The organism is Cedecea davisae DSM 4568 (assembly GCF_000412335.2).
Lineage (GTDB): Bacteria > Pseudomonadota > Gammaproteobacteria > Enterobacterales > Enterobacteriaceae > Cedecea > Cedecea davisae.
The window spans coordinates 1,891,501-1,915,511 of record NZ_KE161030.1 but is presented as its reverse complement, the minus strand read 5'-3'; the positions used below and the strand labels follow the sequence as shown (position 1 = coordinate 1,915,511).

Annotated in this window: 24 protein-coding genes; 9 read left to right on the top strand and 15 right to left on the bottom strand. The window is 51.5% G+C overall.

Annotated features, from left to right (window positions below):
• The gene (locus HMPREF0201_RS08965; RefSeq protein WP_016536265.1) at positions 1-921 is read right to left on the bottom strand and encodes a LysR substrate-binding domain-containing protein; all 921 of its coding nucleotides are present in this window, start codon (positions 919-921) and stop codon (positions 1-3) included.
• 92 nt (positions 922-1,013) lie between these two features.
• Here HMPREF0201_RS08965 and HMPREF0201_RS08960 point away from each other — a divergent pair, with 92 nt between their 5' ends.
• The 4 genes from HMPREF0201_RS08960 (at position 1,014) to HMPREF0201_RS08945 (ending at position 5,610) form a co-directional block, all read left to right on the top strand.
• Positions 1,014-2,153 carry a DSD1 family PLP-dependent enzyme gene (locus tag HMPREF0201_RS08960; protein WP_016536264.1) on the top strand — a complete coding sequence of 380 codons (1,140 nt, stop codon included), beginning with the start codon at positions 1,014-1,016 and terminating at the stop codon, positions 2,151-2,153.
• 108 nt (positions 2,154-2,261) lie between these two features.
• Entirely contained in the window at positions 2,262-3,521 is a 1,260-nt protein-coding gene (locus HMPREF0201_RS08955; protein WP_039898190.1) for a KH domain-containing protein, read from the top strand.
• Between the two features lie 223 nt (positions 3,522-3,744).
• Entirely contained in the window at positions 3,745-4,596 is an 852-nt protein-coding gene (locus HMPREF0201_RS08950) for an aldo/keto reductase (protein WP_016536261.1), read from the top strand.
• Between the two features lie 24 nt (positions 4,597-4,620).
• Positions 4,621-5,610: an aldo/keto reductase gene (locus HMPREF0201_RS08945; protein WP_016536260.1), complete on the top strand. Its 990-nt coding sequence runs from the start codon at positions 4,621-4,623 to the stop codon at positions 5,608-5,610.
• Here HMPREF0201_RS08945 and HMPREF0201_RS08940 read toward each other — a convergent pair.
• Positions 5,504-6,514 carry a LysR family transcriptional regulator gene (locus HMPREF0201_RS08940; protein WP_016536259.1) on the bottom strand — a complete coding sequence of 337 codons (1,011 nt, stop codon included), beginning with the start codon at positions 6,512-6,514 and terminating at the stop codon, positions 5,504-5,506. The two genes, HMPREF0201_RS08945 and HMPREF0201_RS08940, sit on opposite strands and share 107 nt — an antisense overlap.
• Before the next feature lie 141 nt (positions 6,515-6,655).
• A complete protein-coding gene (locus tag HMPREF0201_RS08935; RefSeq protein WP_016536258.1) occupies positions 6,656-7,588 on the bottom strand; it encodes a LysR family transcriptional regulator in 933 nt (310 codons plus the stop codon).
• A 92-nt stretch (positions 7,589-7,680) separates the two neighbouring features.
• On the opposite strand from HMPREF0201_RS08935, the gene HMPREF0201_RS08930 reads away from it, so the two are divergent.
• Both HMPREF0201_RS08930 and HMPREF0201_RS08925 read left to right on the top strand, forming a co-directional pair.
• Positions 7,681-8,157 carry a GNAT family N-acetyltransferase gene (locus HMPREF0201_RS08930; RefSeq protein ID WP_016536257.1) on the top strand — a complete coding sequence of 159 codons (477 nt, stop codon included), beginning with the start codon at positions 7,681-7,683 and terminating at the stop codon, positions 8,155-8,157.
• A gap of 120 nt (positions 8,158-8,277) precedes the next feature.
• Positions 8,278-8,688 (top strand): ASCH domain-containing protein, encoded by a 411-nt coding sequence (locus HMPREF0201_RS08925; RefSeq protein ID WP_016536256.1) that lies wholly within the window; start codon positions 8,278-8,280, stop codon positions 8,686-8,688.
• A gap of 47 nt (positions 8,689-8,735) precedes the next feature.
• On the opposite strand, the gene HMPREF0201_RS08920 is transcribed toward HMPREF0201_RS08925, so the two are convergent.
• Positions 8,736-8,972: a hypothetical protein gene (locus HMPREF0201_RS08920; protein ID WP_039898189.1), complete on the bottom strand. Its 237-nt coding sequence runs from the start codon at positions 8,970-8,972 to the stop codon at positions 8,736-8,738.
• 64 nt (positions 8,973-9,036) lie between these two features.
• Positions 9,037-9,381 (bottom strand): DUF1294 domain-containing protein, encoded by a 345-nt coding sequence (locus HMPREF0201_RS08915; protein ID WP_016536254.1) that lies wholly within the window; start codon positions 9,379-9,381, stop codon positions 9,037-9,039.
• A gap of 147 nt (positions 9,382-9,528) precedes the next feature.
• Between HMPREF0201_RS08915 and HMPREF0201_RS08910 the strand changes: the two genes are divergently transcribed.
• Positions 9,529-10,611, top strand: a complete 1,083-nt coding sequence (locus HMPREF0201_RS08910) for an NAD(P)/FAD-dependent oxidoreductase (RefSeq protein ID WP_016536253.1) — start codon at positions 9,529-9,531, stop codon at positions 10,609-10,611.
• A 122-nt stretch (positions 10,612-10,733) separates the two neighbouring features.
• Here the strand turns inward: HMPREF0201_RS08910 and HMPREF0201_RS08905 are convergent, their stop codons facing one another.
• From HMPREF0201_RS08905 to HMPREF0201_RS08890, 4 genes are all read right to left on the bottom strand, one after another.
• Positions 10,734-11,120, bottom strand: coding sequence for a VOC family protein (locus HMPREF0201_RS08905; protein ID WP_016536252.1), 387 nt, complete (start codon positions 11,118-11,120; stop codon positions 10,734-10,736).
• 255 nt (positions 11,121-11,375) lie between these two features.
• Complete coding sequence (locus tag HMPREF0201_RS08900; protein WP_016536251.1) at positions 11,376-11,858, bottom strand: glutathione peroxidase; 483 nt, start codon at positions 11,856-11,858, stop codon at positions 11,376-11,378.
• A gap of 256 nt (positions 11,859-12,114) precedes the next feature.
• Positions 12,115-12,633 (bottom strand): ClbS/DfsB family four-helix bundle protein, encoded by a 519-nt coding sequence (locus tag HMPREF0201_RS08895; protein ID WP_016536250.1) that lies wholly within the window; start codon positions 12,631-12,633, stop codon positions 12,115-12,117.
• A 118-nt stretch (positions 12,634-12,751) separates the two neighbouring features.
• Positions 12,752-13,282 carry a hypothetical protein gene (locus HMPREF0201_RS08890; RefSeq protein WP_039898188.1) on the bottom strand — a complete coding sequence of 177 codons (531 nt, stop codon included), beginning with the start codon at positions 13,280-13,282 and terminating at the stop codon, positions 12,752-12,754.
• 749 nt (positions 13,283-14,031) lie between these two features.
• Here HMPREF0201_RS08890 and HMPREF0201_RS08885 point away from each other — a divergent pair.
• Both HMPREF0201_RS08885 and HMPREF0201_RS08880 read left to right on the top strand, forming a co-directional pair.
• On the top strand, positions 14,032-15,006 hold the full coding sequence (locus tag HMPREF0201_RS08885; RefSeq protein WP_016536247.1) for a DUF1852 domain-containing protein: 975 nt from the start codon (positions 14,032-14,034) through the stop codon (positions 15,004-15,006).
• Positions 15,007-15,034: 28 nt separating this feature from the next.
• Entirely contained in the window at positions 15,035-16,066 is a 1,032-nt protein-coding gene (locus HMPREF0201_RS08880) for a methionine synthase (protein WP_039898186.1), read from the top strand.
• A 65-nt stretch (positions 16,067-16,131) separates the two neighbouring features.
• Here HMPREF0201_RS08880 and umuC read toward each other — a convergent pair whose 3' ends face one another.
• The 6 genes from umuC to pgaB form a co-directional block, all read right to left on the bottom strand.
• On the bottom strand, positions 16,132-17,394 hold the full coding sequence (umuC, locus tag HMPREF0201_RS08875) for a translesion error-prone DNA polymerase V subunit UmuC (protein ID WP_016536245.1): 1,263 nt from the start codon (positions 17,392-17,394) through the stop codon (positions 16,132-16,134).
• Positions 17,378-17,812: a translesion error-prone DNA polymerase V autoproteolytic subunit gene (gene umuD / locus HMPREF0201_RS08870; protein ID WP_016536244.1), complete on the bottom strand. Its 435-nt coding sequence runs from the start codon at positions 17,810-17,812 to the stop codon at positions 17,378-17,380. Before umuD ends, umuC begins: the two co-directional genes overlap by 17 nt.
• 210 nt (positions 17,813-18,022) lie before the next feature.
• Positions 18,023-20,122, bottom strand: a complete 2,100-nt coding sequence (locus HMPREF0201_RS08865; protein ID WP_039898184.1) for an NEL-type E3 ubiquitin ligase domain-containing protein — start codon at positions 20,120-20,122, stop codon at positions 18,023-18,025.
• A 91-nt stretch (positions 20,123-20,213) separates the two neighbouring features.
• The gene (gene pgaD / locus HMPREF0201_RS08860) at positions 20,214-20,669 is read right to left on the bottom strand and encodes a poly-beta-1,6-N-acetyl-D-glucosamine biosynthesis protein PgaD (RefSeq protein WP_016536242.1); all 456 of its coding nucleotides are present in this window, start codon (positions 20,667-20,669) and stop codon (positions 20,214-20,216) included.
• Positions 20,666-21,997 carry a poly-beta-1,6-N-acetyl-D-glucosamine synthase gene (gene pgaC, locus HMPREF0201_RS08855; RefSeq protein ID WP_016536241.1) on the bottom strand — a complete coding sequence of 444 codons (1,332 nt, stop codon included), beginning with the start codon at positions 21,995-21,997 and terminating at the stop codon, positions 20,666-20,668. The genes pgaD and pgaC overlap by 4 nt, the downstream gene beginning before the upstream one ends.
• Entirely contained in the window at positions 21,990-24,005 is a 2,016-nt protein-coding gene (gene pgaB, locus HMPREF0201_RS08850; RefSeq protein ID WP_016536240.1) for a poly-beta-1,6-N-acetyl-D-glucosamine N-deacetylase PgaB, read from the bottom strand. Before pgaB ends, pgaC begins: the two co-directional genes overlap by 8 nt.
• Positions 24,006-24,011 lie beyond the last annotated feature (6 nt).

Genomic DNA, 24,011 nt, shown 5'->3' with positions numbered 1-24,011 from the left:
TTAACCCGCACGCGACTCTCTTTCCCACGGACGGGAAGAGAGTTTTTCTCGTAACAGGTCGATAAATTTTTGCGTTCTGGGGCTTCTTTCCTGAGGCGCAGAGCCGGTAAGCGCCACGATGTCGGCATCCGGCAGTTGATACTCCGGCAGCAGGCGCACCAGCGAACCGGCGTTGATCTGCGGCAGCACATCCCACTCGGAACGCATAATGATCCCCCGCCCAGCCAGCGCCCACTCCTTCACCACCCGGCCTTCATTACTCGACAGGCGCGGGGCAATACGCTGCGGGCAATCGCCCTCCTGGCCGGAAAAACGCCAGAGGGTAACGTCCTCGCTGTTTTCACGCAGGGCGATGCAGTCGTGGTTAGCCAGCTGTTCCGGCGCGGCTGGTGTCCCCCGCCTGCTCAGGTAACCCGGCGAAGCGCAGATAAAACGCCGGTTGGCCGCCAGCCGGATGCAGTGCATGCTGGAGTCCCGCAGTTCACCGATAAATATCACCAGATCCCATTTGTGCAGCGTGGCCCAGTGCGGGTCGTCGGAGAGCGTTAGTTCCACTTCGAGGTTTTCGTGCTGAGCGGCGTAATCGCCCAGCAGCGGCGCGATGTAGTCGTTACCGAAGCCTAATGGGGCCAGCACGCGCAGCTTCCCTCGGACCGTTTGCCTCCGGTCGTCCATTGCCGACTGCAAACCGGCCAGTTCAGCGAGAATTTTTTCCGCCCGGCTAAGCAGCAGCGAACCCTCATCGGTAAGGGAAACCTGCCGCGATGGCCGCAGGATCAGGCTGACGCCGAGTTTTTGCTCTAGCCCTTTCAGGCGCTGCGTCACCGAGGGAGGCGTAACGTTCATCGCCCGCGCCGCCGCGGCAAGCGTAGCGTGGGCGGAGATGGTGCGGAAAAAATAGAGGTCGTCGCTGCTTATCATTAACTTAAAACCTAATCATTTATTGATTTTATATTAATTTATACCTAACCAGACGAATGGCAACATGAGCTTCCCCCATAAGGAGAATCGCTATGTTCGCTGAATGTCCGCAAGCACCCGACACCCCATTTTTACTGATTGATAAAAGCAAATACCTGCGCAATATCGCGCGGCTGTATTCCCGCGTTGAAGCGCTGGGCAGCCGGGTAAGGCCGCATCTTAAAACATTACGCTCGCCAGATGCCGCCCGCTATCTGCTGCGCGATACTTGCTCCCCGGCAACCGTTTCAACTCTCGCAGAAGCCGAGGCTTTTGCCGCAGCGGGCTATAGCAACCTGCTTTACGCCGTTGGCATTGCCCCGCACAAACTGCCGCGTGTTGCCCGGCTGATGCAGCAAGGCGTGGAGATGCACATTTTGCTCGACAGCGAGCAGCAGGCTCTGGCGGTGGCCGCGTATGGGCAACAAAACGGCGTTGTGTTTTCGGTGTTTATTGAGGTGGACTGCGACGGACATCGCGGCGGCATTCCGCCGCACAGCGAAGCTCTGCCCGAGCTGGCTCGCATTATTGAAGACGGTGGCTCACGGCTTACCGGCCTGCTTGCACATGCGGGCGAGTCTTACCAGTGCCGCACTGACGATGAGATCCGCGCCGCCGCTAAAACAGAGTGCGTGGCCATCAGAACCGCTGGCTACAGATTACGAGAGTGGGGTTTTGACTGCCCGATATTAAGCGTTGGCGCAACCCCGACGGCGCATTTCGCCGAAGACCTGACCGATATCACCGAAGTGCGGGCCGGAGTGTTTACCACGTTCGATCTGGTAATGAAAAACATTGGCGTTTGCCGTGTTGAAGACATCGCAATCAGCGTGGTAGCCACCGTTATCGGCCATAACCGCGACAAAGGCTGGGTATTTATAGACGCAGGCTGGATGGCGCTATCCCGCGACAGGGGCACGGCAAACCAGAGCCAGGATTATGGCTACGGCATGGTTTGCAGCCCCAACGGAGATCCGCTTGAAGGTTTAATCGTCAACACTACCAACCAGGAGCACGGCATTATTGAGCTGGCACAGCAGGCCTCATTCACGGTAAATGATTTCCCCGTCGGCAGCCGGGTGCGTATTTTTCCCAACCACGCCTGCGCCACCGCCGCCATGCACCAGCATTACTACGTTGTAGACGAGAGCAGCTCTGTGCCTGAGATTTGGCCACGTATTATGGGTTGGTGATCGGCAGGCTGGTTAAGTTAAAAAACAACCAGAATAAAGGTCGTTAATTGATAGTTATGCGTGTGCGAAATTTTTAATACTTTCTTTTGATTAAAAGGAAATTTTAATATGCCAATTTCAGCATCGCAGCACAGGGCTTCAACCGGAGCTTATAAGCATAACATTCATGATTCCTTTGGGAAAAACACGCTACAAACTCGGGTAACCACCTCAAAGAACCCGGCCACGCCGGATGAAATACTCCGCACGGGAAAGAATATTAATCAAGTCGCCAATTCTTATCTCGAACTGAGTCGCTCCCCTCCACAAAATACCGCTCCACGCCAGGGACTGGCTGTTCCATTAATGCTTCTTCTTAGTCAGTTCCGGTTTGAAAATAATCAGCTAACCGCTCCCTCCGATAGCGCTTCATTTATCTCTACCAACAACCTGTTACACCCCATTTCAAATGCGCTGTATGCAACAGGTGAGTTTATTTCCCGCCATGATCCTCTGATATTCCCAGGCGCTGAAGCCGATTCGATCTGCTCTGCCTCACATCTTCCTGATGATATTGTAACCCTCCTGAATAGTGATGGTTTTAATGTTGTTACCCGAGGGCTTGATGAATTAAGATGTATTGAACGTGATAAATATGAATTTTTCAAAGGCGTTGCCTATAACGCTATAAAAACCCTGGACTCAGCAATCTTACAATTAGAAGACAAAAATAACGATGAGCTCGATAATCATCTGCGACACTATGGCATAGTCGATCCTCAGGGTATTAAATCAAGACTCATTCCTTTATACAACTCAATAAAATCAGATATAGCTGAACGTCTAAAAAGCAAAAGAAACTCCGTATATTATGGATACAGCAGTACGAGCGCAAACGCCAACATTACTGCGGCATCCATCTCAGATGGCCATAACAAAGTCATATTTCTGACAGACAACTTCTTTGGGAAATGCACTCTTAATGCGATTAACGCTCTTATTCATGAAGTAGCCCACCATCATTCTAAAGTGGATTTATTTCAGATTATAAAAGAGAAATCGTGTTTAGATGATAAATCAGGTTCAGAGATTGCCGTTCACGCTCAACTTGATGACGTATCAGATGATTATTCGTCCTCAACCAGAAAACTGGAACAGAGAAATATCTTCACAGACCTATATATTAGCCATTTATACAACATGAATATAAAGGAATTTGTTGATATCTTTAACACAAACTCGACTATTAAAGAGGAAGCACTTTTTATCAATTCTGACTCTATAAGTCACCTGGCTATTGCACTTGGTAATTATGGTTTCAAGAAAAATGGCACTATGCCGCTGCTGGATACATCAGAATTTAAAACCGGAGAAGCTCAAGAAACATAATCACCCTCTCTTTCCAGCCTCGCAAAAAAGAAAGCCTGCATGATGGCGGTTTCGGCCTTACCCGAGCCGCTATTTTATTAGCGCATAGACGGGCAGCCACAGTCTCCTCAGGCAATATCATGATTAATGAATAATTCTAATAAGCCCTTGCGAATTATGCCCTCTAATCGAATAAATCCCCCTGCGTTATGCTCTTCACACACAACGATTGAAGGGTAACGCCATGCAAACAGTAACACTCAATAACGGTATTGAAATGCCCCTGCTGGGCTTTGGCGTGTTCCAGATGACGGACGCCGACGAGTGCGAGCGGGCCGTGATTGACGCCCTCGAAACGGGCTACCGCCTGATTGATACCGCCGCTTCTTATCAAAATGAAACTCAGGTCGGGAATGCGCTGAAGCAAAGCGGTATCTCGCGTAACGAACTTTTTGTTACCACGAAACTGTGGCTACAGGATACCCATTACGAAGGCGCAAAAGCGCAGTTTGAACGTTCGCTTAATCGCCTGCAGCTGGATTATGTCGATCTTTACCTTATCCACCAGCCCTACGGCGACATTCATAGCGCATGGCGTGCTATGGAGGAGTTGCAGCAGGCCGGAAAAGTTCGTGCCATTGGCGTGAGTAACTTCCATCCCGACAGGCTCGCCGACCTTGTGGCCTTCAATAAAGTCGTTCCGGCCGTAAACCAGGTTGAGGTTAACCCCTTTAATCAGCAGCTACATGCCGCACCGTGGATGCAAAGCCGGGGCATCCGGCCTGAAGCCTGGGCGCCATTTGCCGAAGGTAAAAATGGCTTATTTCAGCATCCCGTTTTAACCGCCATAGGTGAGCAGTATGGCAAAACCGTGGGCCAGGTTGTCCTGCGCTGGCTGTTCCAGCGCGGCATTGTTTCACTGGCTAAATCAGTACAAAAAGCGCGAATGGAAGAGAACATCCACATCCTCAATTTCGAACTCAGCCCCGAAGACATGATGCGCATTACCGCTCTTGATACAGCAACGAGCGCATTTTTCTCGCATCGTGACCCGGCCATGGTCGAATGGCTGACGGGCCGTAAACTCGATGTTTAACAGCGACAGAAAAGGTAAATACTAATGCAAAAACGTTTTCTCGGTAACGCCAGGCTGGAAGTGTCTGCCCTGGGTCTGGGCTGTATGGGGCTTAGCCACGGATACGGCCCGGCAACGGATACTCGTCAGGCGGTGGAACTGATTCGAGCAGCCGTAGAGCGCGGCGTGACATTTTTTGATAGCGCCGAAGTTTACGGCCCTTATCTGAATGAGGAAGTTGTCGGCGAAGCTTTAAAACCGCTGCGCGATCGCGTGGTTATCGCAACTAAATTCGGCTTTACCTTCGGGGGTGACAACAAGCAGCAGATTTTAAACAGCCGCCCGGAGCATATCCGCGAAGCGGTGGAAGGATCGCTGCGCCGTCTCAAAACCGACGTGATTGACCTGTTATATCAGCATCGCGTTGACCCGGAGGTACCAATTGAGGATGTCGCCGGTACGGTGAAAGACCTGATTGCCGAAGGCAAGGTTAAGCATTTTGGGCTTTCCGAGGCCGGGGCACAGACGATACGCCGGGCGCATGCCGTACAGCCGGTTACCGCCCTGCAAAGTGAATACTCTCTGTGGTGGCGCGAACCTGAACAAGAGATTGTGCCGCTGCTGGAAGAGTTAGGCATCGGGTTTGTGCCGTTCAGCCCGCTGGGCAAAGGCTTCCTGACCGGAGCCATCACGGCAGAAACCCCGTTCGGCGAAGATGACTTTCGCAGTAAGGTGCCGCGTTTTGCTTCAGAAGCGCGTGAAGCCAATGCAGGACTGGTGGCTCTGCTGGGTAACATCGCCGCCGAAAAAGGCGTAACCCCGGCGCAAATTGCGCTGGCGTGGTTACTGGCGCAAAAACCGTGGATTGTGCCGATCCCGGGGACCACTAAACTGCACCGGCTGGAGGAAAACCTGGGCGCAATAGAAGTTACCCTGTCACAGAGTGATTTAAGCAAAATCGCCCTGGCGCTGGAAACGGTGAAAATCGTTGGCGACCGTTACCCTGCGGCGCTTCAGGCCCGCACAGGCCGCTAAGGTTTAGCTGGCCTGCCGAGCATTGCAGGGCATCTATCATCAGCGCAAAAGCAGAAGGATGCTGTTTGCGGCTGGGGTAGTAGAGATAATAGCCGGGGAATGACGGGCACCACTCATGCAATACCTGAATCAGCGCCCCGGACTCTACATACGTCTGAACCGTATCTTCAGGCACGCAGGCAAGCCCAAACCCCGACAGCACCGCGTCTATTCTTTCCGGCAGTTGGTTTAGCGTCAGCTGCCCCTCAACGCCCACGCGCAGCGGCTTCCCTTCCCTTTCAAATTCCCAGTGGTACAGGCCACCGGCGGTTGGCAACCGCATATTGATGCAGCGATGAGCCTGAAGCTCGTGCGGCGTCTTCGGCACGGGGTTTGCGGCGAAATAACCCGGCGAACCGACCACCGCCATACGCATATCCGGCCCTATTTTTACGGCAACCATGTCTTTATCAACGCTTTCCCCGAGACGAACTCCAGCATCAAAGCGGCCTTCAACAATATTAACGAAGCCGTTATCCACCACCAGCTCGACATTGATCTCCGGGTATTCTCTGAGAAACGGTTTTAGCTTCGGCCACACCAGGCTGCGGGCGGCATGCTCCCCCGCGGACAGGCGGAGATTACCGGAGGCGGTGCCGTTCAGCTGGATAAGCGCCCCCAGTTCCTGCTCAAGATCGGCTATTCTCGGCTCCAGACAGGCCATAATTCTTTCGCCCGCTTCCGTAGGCGCAACGCTGCGTGTGGTTCTGGTTAATAGCCTGACGTTCAGGCGTTCCTCCAGCGCCTTCATCGCATGGCTGAGCGCCGACTGTGAAACGCCAAGCTTCGCGGCCGCTTTGGTAAAACTCCGCTCTCGCGCTACCACAAGAAAGCTTTGCAGTTCGTTGAAGTTCTCTTTGAGCATCGGGCACTTCCTTATTTAAACCTCCCTTCTTAGCCTTTATTGATGAAGAGAGTTCATAGATATGAGTAGTTTAGCCCTGTTAGCGACAATAATGATAACGGATATTTTTTCCCGCGAAGAGCCTCAGCAGCCCGCTAAAACTCATCGACCTGAATTCACTTCCTTCGCCAGTATTTGCAGCGTTGTTTTTAACCACGACGTCGCGCCGCGCTTGCCGCTCCGGCTATGAGAATAAATCTTCACTTCGAACGGAGGAACGCTGAAGGGTAAGTCAAAAACATTGATCTCCGCAGAGTGCATCAGTTTCTCAGCGGCAAAACGTGGGAGCGCCATTAGCAAATCACTTTCCGCCACAATAAACGGCGCACTCAGCATAGACGGCGTTTTGATTGCTATCTGCCGCGTGTAACCCATTTGCTCAAGCTGCAAATCCATTACGCCCTGCTTCTCATTCCACGGCGTGACGACCAGGTGTCTGGCGGCGAGATAATCTTCCAGCGTCAGCCGTGTTCGGCTTTTATTGCTGATAACGACATACTCATCTTCGAACCAGCTGATTTCTTCCAGTTCCGGATGCCGGATTTCGTCCGGCGTGCTGAACCCTAGCGCCAGATCTACCTCGCCCGCCAGCAGCTCCGTCAGCGCCGGTGTGTGCGGCAAATAAAGTAACTCAAAGCGCAAGCCGGGCGCTTCATGCTGCAATTTGTGCATCAGGGCCGGAAAAATACAAAATGCGGTAAAGTCCGTTATCGCAATCTGTAAACGCTCGGTACTGCCTGCGGCTTTAAACTCTGGCTGCGGGGCCAGTTCCTGATTAAGAAATTTCAGGGCCGAAGCAATAGAAGGCGCTAGCTGGGTCGCGTACACGCTGGGGCACATATGATGCCCTTCCCGGTAAAATAACGGATCATCAAGGGTGATACGCAGCCGCGACAGCGCATGGCTCAGCGCCGATGTGCTCATCGCCAGTTCATCTGCCGCCCGGCGAACGGAACGGTGGCGATAAATCGCGTCAAATACCGGCAGAAGGTTTAAATCAAGACGCCTCAGGGCTGGATGCATAATATTCATCATTGGGTGATTTCATTGCACTTAATTCTTCTGACAATAACCCTTATGCTTAGCGCCATCAATATCGACATCATAAAGAAATCGCAGGGAAATTCATGAACATAACTATTCGCCAGGCGCGCCCGGAAGATGCAGCAGCCATTTACGATATGATCTTTGAGCTGGCCGTATATGAAAAGGCCCCGGAAGAAGTCGTCACTACCCCGGACGAGATCCGGGAAACCCTCTTTGGCGCAGGCAGTAATAGCGAAGCATTGATTTGTGAGATTGATAATAAAATCGCCGGGTATGCCGTATTCTTTACCAGCTATTCCACCTGGCTTGGGCGTAGCGGTATTTATATGGAGGATTTATATATTTCTCCTGATTATCGCGGCAAAGGTGCGGGAAGAGCAATGCTGAAAAACATCGCGCAGTGCGCAGTAAACAGAAAGTGCGGCCGCCTTGAGTGGAGCGTGCTGGACTGGAACCAGCCCGCCATTGATTTTTACCTGAGTATTGGCGCATTGCCGCAGTCAGAATGGGTGCGCTATCGCCTTGATGGTGAGGCACTGCTGAAGTTTGCCGAATAAAAACGCCATTACATTGACATAATCCCGCCAAAGCGGGATTTTCTTTGCTGCTGTAACCTTGGCTGCCCTCTTACTGGGATTGCCTGCGTAGCCAATAATATTGTTCTTAGGGATTTAACAATGCGCAAAATTGACGACTTAAAAGTTAACTATCCTGGTGCGATTGCATGGCCATTTGGAGATACTCCAGCCATGGCAGACGAGCTGGCTGAACTTGTTGTTAAGGGAATAAAAACAGCAACTTGTTGCTCACTCTCATCATTCCAGAATGAGGATGAATCCCCGACGATTGGCAGTTACAGCATTGTTCTTAACGGTAAAGGAGAGCCAGCCTGCGTTATCAGAACCATCGCTATGCGGATAGTTCGCTTTTGCGATGTAGCCGAAGAGTTTGCAAGAAAAGAAGGCGAAGGCGATCTCAGCCTCAGATACTGGAGAGAAGGCCATAAAGAGTTTTTCTTAAGAGAAGGGACATACCATGAAGCAATGGAACTTGTGGCAGAAGAGTTTGAGCTGGTTGAGGTTGTGTAACGCCCCTTTTATCTGCTCGCTGCATAGAGCTTCAGCCCTTCAGGCGGCTAGGTAAAACGTTGCCATACCAGCCATCCGCCCATACCTGTCCCTGCAACAATGAGAAGTGAATGTATGGCCAGAACGGCAGTAAAATAACGCTCCCCGCGGCGGAACGTTCTCTTACGACGATTGATGTAGGTGACAATCTCGCCGGTTTTGATTCCCCGGATGATGGTATACGCCCCGTAGATACAGCCGCCAAATAAACCCACCAGCGACAAGTCATCCATTCCAATATTCATACACATTCTCCATAACTCAACCGGAATGCTATCCATAGCCAGGGCAACGTGCCGAGGTTTACACTCAGTAGAGGGAAAAGGGATAGAGCCGATATGCCGCCGTGATCGCCACAATATTCACTATAATACTGATAATGAAGTATGTTTTGAATGGCTGCTTCTGTGTTTTATGGCGAAAGAGCTGCTGCCCAACAAGCGCTCCACCCCACCCACCTACAACCCCGAATATCAGCAAAGTTGTTTCTGGCACTCTGCGCCACGCCTTACGAGCTGCCATTTTGTCCACGCCGTAAATCACCAGCGTCAGTATGTTGACAAGCAGCAACCCTATAACAAAGGGATGGGATGTGAAAATACTTCCGAGCGCCACCAGGATCAGTAGCAAAAAACAACAACGATTGAGATCCATACCATTACCACAGTAATTGTCAGAATTTATCGCGACGTATTATACGCAATACCAACGGCGGGAAGAAACGGCTGCCTGAATTGGCCCCGGCCAGGTATTTGCAATTTCTGGCAGGTTGTCGGTAATAAATAACTTCTGCATCATGGCATGAATCTATTACCCACGCGGGAGGAAGCCACCCTGGGCAGCATGAAAAAAAGGATCGTCGTCGTCGGTGCAGGGATCGTTGGTGCTTCAATCGCCTGGCATCTTGCTCGCCTTGAATTTGACGTCACCATTATTGAGCAAAATGAGCCTGCATCAGGGGCGACAGGCAGCGCGTTTGGCTGGCTAACTGGCGCGGTGAGTGATGATGCGCCCGATGTGCTTCTGCGGCGTGCCGCGCTTGCGGATTGGCACAGGCTGGAAGAACAAATACCGGAACTTCAGATCAACTGGAGTGGTTCGTTAAAATACGGCGCAACGCCTCAGGCCTGCCTGCCGGACGAAAGCCTTCTCCGCAGAGCCGGGGTCGCCAGCCTTGAGCCTGCGTCGCTACGTCCCCCCTCTGAAGCCCGCTATGCTGCAAAAGACGGTGCCATTGATGCCGCCGAAGCGACACGTATATTACTGGACAAGGCCTGTGGTATGGGGACGGTAGTGCAAAACCAAACGACCGTTACGGGTATCTGCATGGCCGAAGGTACGATGACAACAGTTCTGACCTCACGGGGTAAGCTGGAGGCGGATTGCGTTGTGTTGGCCTGTGGAACCGGCATTCCCACGTTAGCTGAGGCGGCGGGGACCTCTGTTCCGGTTCTGGCATCACCCGCTATATTGCTGCGCTTTGCAGTCCCCCGGCGCGTAGTCAAAACGCTCATCGCTGGTGATGATATAGAAGTTCGGCATAACCATAATGGGGATTTATTCGCCGCTGAGGATTACCCAACAAACGGCAACGTCAGGGAAACGGCTAACGCGGCTCAGACATCGGTAAGAAACAGGCTCAGGGGTGCAGAGTCTGCCTCTCTCACCCGATACTCCGTGGGAGAACGCCCTGTCCTGCAGGATGGGTACCCCGTTCTTGGCTTTACTGATGAGAGCAAAAGCGTTTATGTGGCAGTTATGCACCCGGCGGTTACATGTGCAGCTACCATCGGAAGGCTGGTTTCTGAAGAATTACGCGACGGTAAGAACGATGAAATCCCTGAGCGTTACCGTCCCTCTCGTTTTAGAAATAATCCTTTGTAGAAAAATTAACGGCTTGTGAAGTAATAAGCAGACTGCTCCCCGGCGGATGGAGTCTGGTTTGAGCGAGGAGCGGATGTTTAGCCTGCAGCTGGACGGAGGCAACACTGCAATATTTATTGGGATTACGCCCACGTCTTGTTTTGGATAACCACCCTATATCCGTCGAGGTCAACAAATGTCCTTCCGTTCACGTCCCAGTAGGGATTGAATGACTCTATCACTCTGAAACCAGCATCAATCATTCTTTCGCAGGCTTGCACCCATTCATTTTCATCCGAGTAATAAAGAACGAGTAAATCTTCTTCAGTGTGCAAAGGTTGAACGGGATGGTTTTGGCAAAAGGTGAACTCTATGTGCCAGTCTACGTCTCCCTGCCCTAACATTATTCCATTGAAACCGTCATGATCATTGAATTCAGCAATTTTATGTAGACCCAATCCCTGGCTGTACATCAGAAAAGATCTTTCGAGATTGGTGACGGGTTTGGCAATACGCATATGAGTAAACATCTGGGTTCTCCAATGAAAAATACTGCTTTAACGTTGAAATCCCGCCTGAGTTTACATGTGATGATGTTTTTCATTTGTCCAGAAGAGCCTCCGAAATATGCTGCTGCGACTAGCTAACGGTCCGCTTCTGGCACGAAGCAGTTTGACTGAAGAACCGTGAGGTCGATTACAAGCGAACAGCGGAGGTTATCCTCCCACGGATAATAGTTTTTTCGAAAGCGCTGGAAACTCGAAGGGTTCGAATTACTGAAATACTTAGCTTTCAAGTGCAGAAAGGATTGCGACTTCCATTTTTGCCGGGCTGGTGAACGGTGCAAAACGCTTGAGCGGTTTACCGTCGCGTCCGATCAGGAATTTAGTGAAGTTCCACTTGATCCGCCCACCCAGTACGCCGGGCAATTCGTTTTTCAGATAACGAAACACCGGATGCGTTGCGGTTCCGTTCACCTCTACTTTCGCGAACATAGGGAAGCTCACACCGTAGTGAATGTGGCATGTCTGCGCAATTTCGTCGGCGCCGCCGGGTTCCTGTTTGCCGAACTGGTTGCAGGGGAAACCAAGTACCACTAGCCCCTGGGCGGCATATTTTTTATAGAGCGCTTCAAGGCCGCCGTATTGTGGCGTGAATCCACAATGGCTGGCGGTATTAACGACCAGAACTACCTTACCAGCGTAGTCGGTCATAGAGATAAGCTGGCCGTCCAGACTGGTGGCCGTAAGTTGATGAAAGATGGTCATACAGGAGCCCTCAAAGCAGAACCAGTTTAATGTCAATATTCCAGTACACAGGGCAAGCGTCGTGGAGAGTAGGTCCTGCTCCTGATAACGTGGCTGGTCTGGAGCCGTGTGCGATACATCTTTGCAAAGTTGAACAAAAAGAACAACAAACCGGCAACCTTTAACCTGCTCTCCGTTTATTAACACACCATAAAGTTAGCTGTGTGCGTTTCGCATCTAGCGGCTATGAGCGAGAAGCGAATCTTTTCCTCGTTATTTATTTAAGATTGATTTCTTTAATTTTTGCCCACTTTCTTAATCTCCCGTTCGCATTTGCGTAGGGCGAAGAGGTGTTAAATGAGATCATTCGCCCCATCGTCCATTTCGTATACCAGGGTTTTGCGTACAGAGTGTCGTCAGAACGCTCATCTATAAGTTTCACAATTTCATTTTTTTCAGCCTGAAGTGCTTCAATTAATGAATCGTAATTTAGCGCCCGGTAATCAGAGTAAAATTTTTGTGCGAGAAGCCCCAGTTGATTCCACTTATAGCCGGTTTCGGGGAAATCAACGGGCAAGCCTTTGGCCTCCTGAGTTATCCACTTCACAACCAGCGAATTCCACCCCAGCAGGTACGATACAAGCTCCCGAACGCTCATTTCCGTACCTTTTACGTGACCATCCATCGATTTCTCAGAGGCCAACTCATGCGGTATTTTGCTAAGATAACTGATTAATTTACTGAAATTTTTATCAATTGCTAAAAGTAGTTCAGATTTTGTTTGTGGCACGCTCACAAAGAATTCCCTCTCACTTTGGGTACTTAACCAGAAATGCGGTAATTAAACGGCGTACCGCGTTTCATTTCCCCGCCTTTTCAGCAATGCCGGCTGAGAAAGCGGGAAGCTTTACGACTTAGTGGACACCTGAAACGATACCACCGTCTATCATTGCCAGCCCTTTTTTGGTGCGGACAAAGCGCGGCGCTTTTAAATCCTGATCCAACATGATGAACACTTCATACAGCAGGTCGGTTATCTGTATCTGCTGTCCCGCCGAAAGCTGCTGGTTCAGCAGCACCATGGATAAGGCGGCACAATAGTCACAGATGGTTTCGGACTCGGTTTCAAGCGCAGTTCGCAGCGCTTCTGAATACCCTTCTTCTACTGTTAATTGCTCAATAAGATATTTTGGCAGCGGATTATCCAGCACAACTCTCAGAACATTGAACCCCGCAAGCAAACGCCCGCACAGCGCAATATATTCAACATGATTATCTGTTTCGATTAATTCACCGACACAACGGCGGCAAACATTCAGTACATAAAATAAATCGTCTTTTGCTCCCATGGGTATTTTTAATAAGGCAGCAATATCTCCGGCTATAAGGTTTTGTGTGCCTGTGACTTTCTGTTGGCTAAATGTGTTACTATCAGTACCAGTCATGGTGTGACTCCTTGTCAGTTGCATTGTGGTTAGCCCTCACCTGGTGTTTTGGCGCCATTTGGGGGCGCTTTTTTAAGGTACCACTCTCTCCTTACCCCTCACCCTCTGCTATTAGCACTGTACAAGTCAACAGTATTAATGTGGTTAATTATTGGAAACCTCAATAATTAGCTATAAATCACTAAAACATGATAACTGGAAACTCAGTTGCAGCGGAATATATGCTGGTGCTTCCATTATACCGATGGGCATAATCAGGCAGGAGCGCTGAGTATCTCGGTTTGGGTTTCCAATAAATAAGCTCTGTTTTTTGTTAATGCGGGTCAGATGTCTTCCGGTTTTTGATTGTGCACTGAGGGAAGATTGTGACCGGTCTTACCGGGCAGAAACGTCGGAGGTTTAGTGGTCTTTAATGGCTTATAAATAACAAGGACTTAACCATCTGATAGTTATTTTCACTGACCAAAAAATCGTTAAAACGCATGATTTTAAAAGGTTTATCTTACTAAGGCTCAACGCATGTCTCAATTCTGCACCACGCCACTTTAGCGATCATGAAATTCGTTCATGTTCTGTGAAATTAAATCACTTTTCCTCAAAGTGTGACTCAGGCATAAGATATGCAGGGCTATTAACTATTGACAATGTGAAGTTCACCGCAGAGGAAGCCACAAAATAAAAGTGGTCATTCCTGAAGAAGCCAGAAATAAAAACAGATTTTATATCAGAAATTAGGGTGCCAGATTACGATGAAAGAGTTTGCATTTACTATTAAGAGCATTAATTTCGACGAGAATTATAACCCGTCGGGAAATACGCGCATCACAACTAACTTTGCTAACCTGGCCAGAGGTGAGAAACGCCAGGAGAACCTGCGCAATGCCTTAACGATGATTGACAATCGTTTCAATTCTCTGGCGCACTGGGACAACCCGAAAGGGGACCGTTATTCTGTTGAACTTGAAATCATCTCCGTTGAGGTTGATATTCAGGGCAATGGCGAGACTTTCCCGGCGATTGAAATACTGAAAACTAACATTGTTGACAAAAAAACTAATCAGCGCCATGAAGGTATTGTTGGGAATAACTTCTCTTCTTACGTGCGTGATTATGACTTCAGCGTGTTACTACCGGACTACAATAAGCAGCGAGCTGACTTCAGCACGCCGGAGAACTTTGGTGTTCTGCATGGCAATATCTTTAAGCACTTCGTTGAGTCCGGTGTTTACAAAGAGAAATTTAAGAAGCAACCTGTTATTTGTTTAAGTGTTTCAAGTAAAAATACTTATCACCAGACCGGTAACCGACATCCTGTTCTGGGCATTGAATATCAGCAAAACGATCTGTCTTTGACCGACCACTATTTCAGTAAAATGGGGCTACAGGCTCGCTACTTCATGCCGAAAAATAGCGTCGCGCCTTTGGCTTTCTATTTTTCCGGTAATTTACTTGACGATTATAGCGATCTTGAACTGATTGCGACCATCAGCACGATGGAGACGTTCCAGAAGATCTATCGCCCTGAAATTTATAATGCTAATTCCCCAGCAGGACTGCACTACCAGCCAAACCTGACGCACCTGGATCATTCAGTCACGCAAATTGTTTATGATCGAGAAGAACGTAGCCGGTTAGCGATTGAGCAAGGAAAGTTCACCGAGGAGAGCTTCATAAAACCCTATAAAACTATACTTGAACAATGGTCCGCTAATTACGCACGTTGATTAACTAAAAATATTAAGGTCATTTATTATGAAAAGATTATTACCGACTTCGACTGCTGGTAGCCTGCCTAAACCTTCCTGGCTTGCACAACCTGAAACTCTGTGGTCGCCGTGGAAATTGCAGGATCAGGAATTAATTGAAGGTAAACAGGATGCTTTGCGTTTAGCCCTGCACGAGCAACAACTCGCGGATATTGATATCGTCAGCGACGGCGAGCAGACGCGCCAGCACTTTGTCACCACCTTTATCGAACACCTTAGCGGCGTTGATTTTGAGAAACGCGAGACCGTCCGAATTCGTAATCGCTATGATGCGAGCGTCCCGACAGTCGTTGGCCCCGTGGCTCGCCAGAAGCCCGTATTTGTTGAAGATGCCAAATTCTTACGCAAGCTGACCACACAGCCGATTAAATGGGCTCTGCCGGGCCCGATGACGATGATAGATACGCTCTATGATAACCACTATAAGAGCCGCGAAAAGCTGGCCTGGGAATTCGCCAAAATTCTCAACCAGGAAGCCAAAGAGCTGGAAGCCGCAGGCGTCGATATCATTCAGTTCGACGAACCCGCATTCAACGTCTTCTTTGACGAAGTGAATGAATGGGGAATTGCGACTCTGGAAAGAGCCATTGAAGGGCTGAAATGTGAGACTGCCGTACATATTTGCTACGGCTATGGCATTAAGGCCAACACGGACTGGAAAAAAACGCTGGGCTCAGAGTGGCGCCAGTATGAAGAAGCGTTTCCAAAGCTGCAAAAATCGAATATCGATATCATCTCGCTGGAATGCCACAACTCCCGCGTGCCAATGGATCTGCTTGAGCTTATCCGCGGTAAAAAAGTGATGGTCGGCGCAATTGACGTTGCAAATCATGCCATTGAAACGCCAGAGGAAGTTGCCGACACGCTGCGTAAAGCGCTTCAGTTCGTTGATGCCGACAAGCTCTACCCTTCCACCAACTGCGGCATGGCCCCGCTGCCTCGCCACGTAGCAAGAGGCAAGCTGAATGCCCTGAGCGCTGGCGCAGAGATTATTCGCAGAGAACTGCTGGCTAAATAACCTCGCCTGCTATCCGGTCGCTCGAAGGGAGTTAATTTCCGGCCGAGCGACCGGATTTTCTGTCACTATTTCACCAAAGGCAGGTCGGTATAACGAGTGGTGTAACCCGGCGACAGCATTCTGCGCTTCATTTCCCAGCTTTTCTGAATACCCTTCCCGGCGAACCCAATGCTGCCCCGGCCGGAATGATTAATGCTGTCGATAACCTGCATTAATGCGCTGCTGTTGGCCTGCGGCTGATATTCATCGAACAGGCCGAGCTGCGCGACGCCCTGACTGTAGAAATCACTCAGCATCACTCCGGCTTTCATATAACGGAAGCCGTCTTTCCAGATGTGGTTAAGCGCCTGAGTAGCAATGCGGATAATATCCCGGGAGTCACAAGTTGGCGTCGTCAGTCGGCCTGTGGCCTGAGGAGCATAGAAGGTTTCATTCCCGGCATGCGGGCTGGTACGCATAAATAAGCTGATCATGCAGCAAAACTGCCTTTCCGCTCGCAGTTTCTCCGCCGCGCGCTCGGCATAGGCGCAAACCGCCTGGTGCATATCGTCGTATTCGGTAATCCGATGGCTAAATGAACGGCTATAAATAATCTGCTGTTTGGTCGGGGCAAATTCATCCAGCGCCAGGCAGGGCTGACCGCGCAGCTCGCGTACCGTGCGCTCCAGCACCACATTGAAGTGTTTACGGATAACCCAGGTAGAGCTTTCTGCTAGCTGTAGCGCGTTTTCAATCCCCATCAGTTCCAGTTTTTTACTGATACGGCGGCCAACGCCCCAGACTTCATCCACGGGAATACGGGCGAGCAATTTACGCTGCCGTTCTACGGCAGCAAGATCGACAACGCCGCCGGTCTTAGGCCATTTTTTAGCCGCGTAATTAGCCGCCTTAGCCAGCGTTTTGGTCGGCGCAATGCCTACGCCAACCGTCAGCCCGGTGTTTTTTAATATCTGAGTTCGAATCTGGCGGCCAAACACTTCAAGCGAAATACAGCCGGAGACGCCGGAAAGATCGATAAAAGCCTCATCGATGGAATACACTTCTACGGCGGGAGCCAGCTCCATCAGGATAGACATTACCCGATGACTAAGGTCGGCATAAAGCGCATAGTTGGAGCTAAAAACCGTCACCTGCTGGCGGCGCAAATCATCTTTGATTTTAAAGTAAGGCGCAGCCATTTTTATACCCAGCGCCTTTGCCTCTGCCGACCGCGAAATAATGCATCCGTCGTTGTTTGAGACAACGACAACCGGTTTGCCCTGAAGATCGGGCCTGAATACCGTCTCGCAGGAGGCATAGAAGTTGTTTACATCAACAAGCGCGAACATGTTTGTTTGCTTTTAAGGTGAAGGTAACAACGCCGAAGATCTGCAGCTCTTCCTCCGCCAGGAACTCAATGGGCGCATAGTCTGCGTTATGCGGCACCAGCCGGAGCAAAGGCCGGGTTTGCAGCTCTTTCACCGTGAACTCCCCCGCTACCGCCGCCACCACAATATCGCCGTGCTCTGCGCTCAGCGACCGGTCTACAACCAGCAGGTCGCCATCGCCAATGCCTGCCCCAACCATAGAATCCCCGCTCACTCTCACAAAATAGGTGGCGCTTGGGTGCTTAACCACCAGCTTGTTCAGGTCCAGGCTCTCTTCGACGTAGTCCTGGGCAGGACTGGGAAAGCCGCACGGAACCCGCTCTAAAAAAAGCGGCAGCTCGATGATTTGCTCTTGTTTATAAGGATAAGGGACGGTCATGATTGCTCACCTCAAAATACTGTATACGTATACAGTATTATATAGATTAGGTGAATAACTCAAGCCGCCGGGCAGGCCGTTACGCAAAAGTGCTGATGTTTATGGGGATTTAGTTGTAGCTGACCACAGGCTTCGCCCGGCGCGGTTCACATTTAATGAAGGAGGTAGCTCCGCGCCGTCTTCTGTTTTAAAAAAACAGCCAGCGCTCAGTTAAGACCACCTGGGCTTTAGATATCTGCCCAACATATTGCCCGCCAGAGGGTGAAGGCCATCAAGAAATGCCCTTTCCGCACTTTCCATGGCTCTTGCTCCGATAATACGCTCAGCATCGGTATTGCCGAGCAGACCTGCCGGTTTTAGCTCTGTGTCAGACAGAATTCGGTACGTGTTTTCATAATCTGATATTTTCTTTTCACAAAGTGCTTCCCAGCTTGTCGGCTCCGTACGCTCCAGTACCTTGCGTAATGGCTCCCACTGCAATATCCACTCTGCAAACTGGCTGTTTTCGGCAGTTTTTACCTGAATTTCAGCGGACTGAAGGTCTGACTCCGTCACGCCGGATACACCAAAGAACCGCATTTCTGCCGTCACGCTGGTCAACTCAAGCGGTTGCTTCAGTTTATTCTGATAGCCCAGATAGACCTCGATCTCATCGACGAAGTACAGCGTTTTGACCTTCTCACGGGCAATCTGCTCCAGTTTCTCCAGCCGGAACATTTCACGCCCAACCGATACCAGCCCGGGGAGATTCTCGTTAAACTCCCCTTTTTCTGCATTATGTACTAATTGCACGTTCTTCATCTTGTTCAGCGCAAGGGTAACCCGATCCTCACAGCTTGAAGCCGCCTCTGTCGCCATGGCAAATGTTTTTGCTCTCAGCTCATCATCTTCAACCAACTGTGCCAGCCAGGAGGCTATCTGTGTTTTAAAACCTGAGTCTTTTTTGAAGTTTTCCGTCTCGCTCAGCCGGTCCAGAAAACTGCTGAAGGAGGCCGCATCATCTTGCTGCTCAAACGCCTGCCACTTGCCCGCAAGACGCGGCTCACCTTCCCTGGCAGGCACCAGCCAATCAGCGACGGCCTGATGCAGTGGGCGAGGTTTCCTGAAAACGGGAGGGCCGCCCACACCGAAATATATTCTGGGGCCAGAATAGTTAGGGGCATGGGTCATATCCCGCAGGGCCTGACGCGTACGATCTGACAGCGGGTTCCCTGACAGGTCGATCCACATATCCCCGGACAATCCGGCGATGCTTTCAGGCAGGCTGGTCAGAAGGTTATTATTGACCGTCAGCGCCTGTAGCCCTGACGGCAATACCGGCAGGTAGTTCAGCTCGTTATAACTGGCCCACAACGTCCGTAGCCCTGACGGCAACTCAGGCAGGCTGGTGATTTCGTTATCATCGACCTTCAGTTCCTGCAGACCTGGCGGCAACGCAGGCAGGATGCTCAGATAGTTATGACTGCCAGACAGAGTCTGTAGCCCTGACGGCAGCGCTGGCAGCCTGCTCAGAGTGTTGCAATCAACCATCAGTTCCCGGAGTCCTGAAGGCAACTCAGGCAGGCTTATCAGAACGTTATGATTGATAACCAGTTCCTGTAGCCCTGACGGTAACGTTGGTAGACTGACCAGCTCGCTATGGCTGGCCCGCAGAGTCTGGAGTCCTGACGGCAACGCTGGCAGGTTGGTTAGTGGTACATTATCAAGGATCAACCTTGCCATATCCGGCGGTAAACGGTCGGGTAAGGAGGTGATGTCAAAGTTGCTCAGGTTAAGCTCTGGATTGCCATTATTCAGGCAGTCACGCATTTTCTGTACCACGATTGCGCGATGGTATGACTCTTCTGGTGGAGCAATAATTTCCCACGTTGACCAGACAGCTTCATAATCTTCTGCTCTCAATTCTGTACGCAGGCTGAGGTTATGTGTTTCATTGTGCCCCTGACAATTCACGGTATACTTCCCGGCGTTATCAGGGATGACGGACAGAACCTCCCGGCTGCCTGAGTCCAGGATACAAAAGTGGCCCTCCCCGTGTCGGCCGAACTGAATGTTTCCCCTATGCCCGGCATATGCGAGCGCCCTGAGCCGTTCAAACCCGCTGACTACATCCTCCCATATCGTTCTGCCCGGTGGGTGATAAATCCTCTGAATACACTCCAATGCCTCGGGTTTATTCGTTTCGCAGAAAAAATCCTCTATTTTTTCCCATGCGCCCATTTCAGGTGGGGTATCAGGGTGGGTGATGCTGTGAATGTGATTGTTGCTGATTGCGGCGGGAAAAGATCCATTACTCACTTGAAAGATCATAATAAAATTTCTCTGTAAATTTACACATAATGCCTGTCCGGTGACGTCAACGGCTGCCGTTGACGGTATCATTTTTCCCCAACCCTTTATTTCATAATACGGTCATTGGCTGACTCTCCCGCCCCGCCGCCAGCTCACTGCTTTTTAAATGAATAATTTGCCCAATCTGGTCGTGGTAAACCGTCAACTGATTATGCTGGCTCATCTCGGATATCAACTGCGGCGGGACGTTAAAGCTCTGCGCCAGTTCGCGGAGATGCAGCGGCGCGAGACTTTCATGGTAGCGCGCGTTATGCCTGCGCAGGCTGTACTGATACCAAAGGATCAGCAGCCAGCCGTTGACCACCGCGAGCAACAAATAAAGCAGCACCGAATTAAGCGACGAGACGATAATCTCCCCGCGCTGGCCGGGCAGCGTCATTATTTGCAGCAGCAGGTTTTTATACGCGAAGAACACAAACCCAGCCCAGGCAATAAACGTCAGCAGGCCGTCGAACAGGCGCGGGGCGATTCTGTGTTCGGTTAATATCAGGGTATTGGCGTTCATTCTGTTCTTCCTTTTCCGCGGTCAGGGCTTACCCAGCGCGCCCTTGCACGCTGGCGTTTCAACATCACTCTGGGGAATGCCACCAGGGTGGTTACCAGGCCAATCATCCAGTACATCATCGGAAACCAGATTATCCAGAACAGCGAACCGGCTATCCGCCGCTCATAGCGCCGCTCGATAAACAGGCTGACGAGAAACTGCATCAGGCACATTACGCCCAGCAGCAGCCCGGTAAACTCGGGGGGAAACAGGCTGCGTACCACGAGGTTGGGCGGTAGCGTTGCAACCAGGCTTGCGATAAACAGCAGGATGGTTATCGCGTAGGCGAACGCCCACACCGTCGATAACACATACTCAAGAAACAGCGGCCACATGCGGCGGTGCTCCCAGCGAAATAGCCGACGAACATTAACCAGGAATACTTCAGCCCCGCCCTGCGCCCAGCGCAGCCTCTGCTTCCACAGCCCGCGCAGCGTTTCCGGCATCAATATCCAGCACAGCGCCCGCGGCTCGAAGAATATCGTCCAGTGGCTTAGCTGTAGCTTCCAGCTGATATCAATGTCCTCAGTTATCATATCCGTGCTCCAGTAGCCGACGTCCGCCAGCGCCTGGCGGCGAAAGGCCGCAATCACCCCGGACACGGTGAACACCCGGCCATAAATGCGCTGAGTGCGCTTGATAAGCCCGATAATCGAAGAAAACTCTCCAACCTGGATGCGGCCAATCAGGTTGGAGCGCGTGCGGATGCGCGGGTTGCCGGTCACCGCACCAACGTGTGGATGCTGGAGCAGCGGCGCGGCAAGGTAAGCCGCCGTATCCCGCTCCAGCAGCGCATCGCCGTCGATACAAACCAGCAGGTCGCCTCGCGCGGCGGCGGCACCCGCTTTTAAGGCCACCGCTTTGCCCTGGTTTTCTGCCAGATGGATAACCCGCAAGCGCGGATACTCTTGCGCCAGCTGCCCAAGCACGCCGGAAGTGTTATCCCCCGAACCATCATTGATGGCGATAACCTCAATATTTTGATAGCGCTGGTTGAGCGCCGCTTCGATGGTTTCCCTGGCATTTTTCTCTTCGTTAAAGCAAGGAATAAGAATCGAGATCAGCGGGTTACCCTCCAGCCGTGGCGGCGGAGTCTCCTTCCCCCAGGGCCAGTGCCGTTCCAGCTGGAACCAAAAATAGAGCCCGCCGGTCATCCACAATACCGACATAAACAGCGGCCAGAAGAAGACGAAGTCGAGCAGAATTTTGCCGGTGAAAACGGCCGCCACGCTAAGCGGCAGGCCAAATATCAGGCACAGGATCAGCAGAGAAATAATCCGGTCAGTCATTGTCTGGGTACCACCATGAGGAAAATTCAGGCCGGATGCGCGAGATATCCGGCTGATTATTAATGAAATCGTCCGGGTAATAGCCGTAATGCATTACGCCGTTGAGCTGCAACAGACGCATCCACTCCACCAGCTGTTTATCGGCAACACCCTTTTGCCCTTTGCTGCCCCAGTCCCGGGCCTGTAGCTCAAAAATGGTTTTATTCAGCGCCTGAGGTTTGGCCGCCACGCGGCGAATAAGCTGCGTCAGCCAGTCGTTACTTTCCGCAGGCGGAACGGACTCCATCAGCGGCATAGCCATCGGCACCGTCCAGTCATAGGCGGCAAGGAAATCATCGAAGTTCTGCGCAAACCAGGCCTCGCTCTCCGGCTCAAGAATCGGCAGGGCGAAAATATTGCGGGCGGTTTTTATCTGCGGGCCGCGAATGTCCTTCACCGCTTGGGTCAGCGTGCGCGTGAAGCCAACTAGCGTCTGGCTTTTAAAACGCGTCCAGCGCTGAAATTCGGCGGTATTGCCGTGAATATCGGCAATATTTTGTGCAAAACCGGCACGGCGATAGGCAGCCAAAGCGTCCTGGCCGGAGTCCTCAAAGTCCGTCAGAAGGGCATCGTCATGAAACAGAATGCCGTCGAAGGTCGCATACCGGGAAAGGTCCTGATAAAGGTCGGCAATCTGGCTGCGAACCTGTTTATTCCACGGCGAAAGGCGCAGATAAGGGCTGTGAGCTCGGCGCGACTGCCGGGTTGCTGTATCCCAGCGCTCAACCCTCGGCAGAGAAGCATTTAAATCAAACGAGAGTACCGGCAGCCAGGCATAAACCTTCACCCCGCCTCTTGTCTGTAGCTGCCAGGAGACGAAGTTAAACAGGTCGGCGCGCACCGGCAGCCAGCGGTTTGGAAAATAGAGCGACTTAATATTGCCGTCTCCGGCCGGGTCGGAAAACGCCTGCAGGAACACATGGCTAATCTTCATGTCGTAGACGCGCTGCACCAGCGCATCGATATTCTTCGTTTGCTGGGCGGGATCGCTGTCGTAGACGTAGTCCAAATCAACATGCATCACCCGCACCGGCTCGGTTTCCTGAATGCGAGTCACCGTGCTGGCAAAGGCCTTGAGCGAAGGGTTGCCGGAGATAAGCAGCCGGGGAATATTGTCCAGATCGCGAACGTTAGCCAGGCCATCGTTAAGCGTGAACGCCAGCCGGTAGCCGTGTTTTTTTATTACGCTTAACGAAGTGCCGTTTGCGGCACCGTAGGGCCAGACCCAGGCCCGAGGCGCTTTCCCGCTTACCTGCTCCAGTTTGGCGCTGATGCGGCTCACGTCGTCATCAATGCGACGGGTAAACTGCTCGTCGTCCTCATATTGGCCGGTTGCTTTGTCCCAGGCCCGGTTGGCGATAGCCGGTTCGCGGCTGCCCTGCGGGTTAGCCAGCACGCCAAAATGAGATGCCCAGGTATGGGAGCCAATTTCCACCAGCGGCGATTCACTCAGCTCCCGCACCATTTCCCAGGTGGCAAATTTTTCGCGCGGCGTTTTCAGCCCGCCAAAATCGACCGGCTTCCCCTGCGGTGTGCCGACCCAACTGCCCACGGGTGCCCAGAGCGCGGGAACATTGTAGGCCTTAAGCAGCGGCCAGACGCGGGTATAAAAGCTGCTGTAACCGTCATCAAAAGTAAGCAAAAAAGCCTTCGGCGGCAGCGGCTTACCGCCGTCATGCGCGTTCAGAATATCCTGCACGCTTACCGCGCTGTAGCCGTTATGCAGCAGCCAGATTATTTGCTCGTTTAGCGCGCTGGTGCGCACCGCCAGATAACGCTGATCGGGGTCGCTATCCTCCACGTCGTGGTAAGCCAGCACCAGAAAATTGTTCTTCGGCCAGGGTTTGCTGGCTTCGGGCTGCGGCCTGTCCCGCGGGGGCAGAAAATGAATTTCCTGAGCGCACAAACCAGAAAGGGTAAATAACCAGCCGATAACGATAAGGCTGATTCGGAAACTGTTGGTCAGCATGCTTGT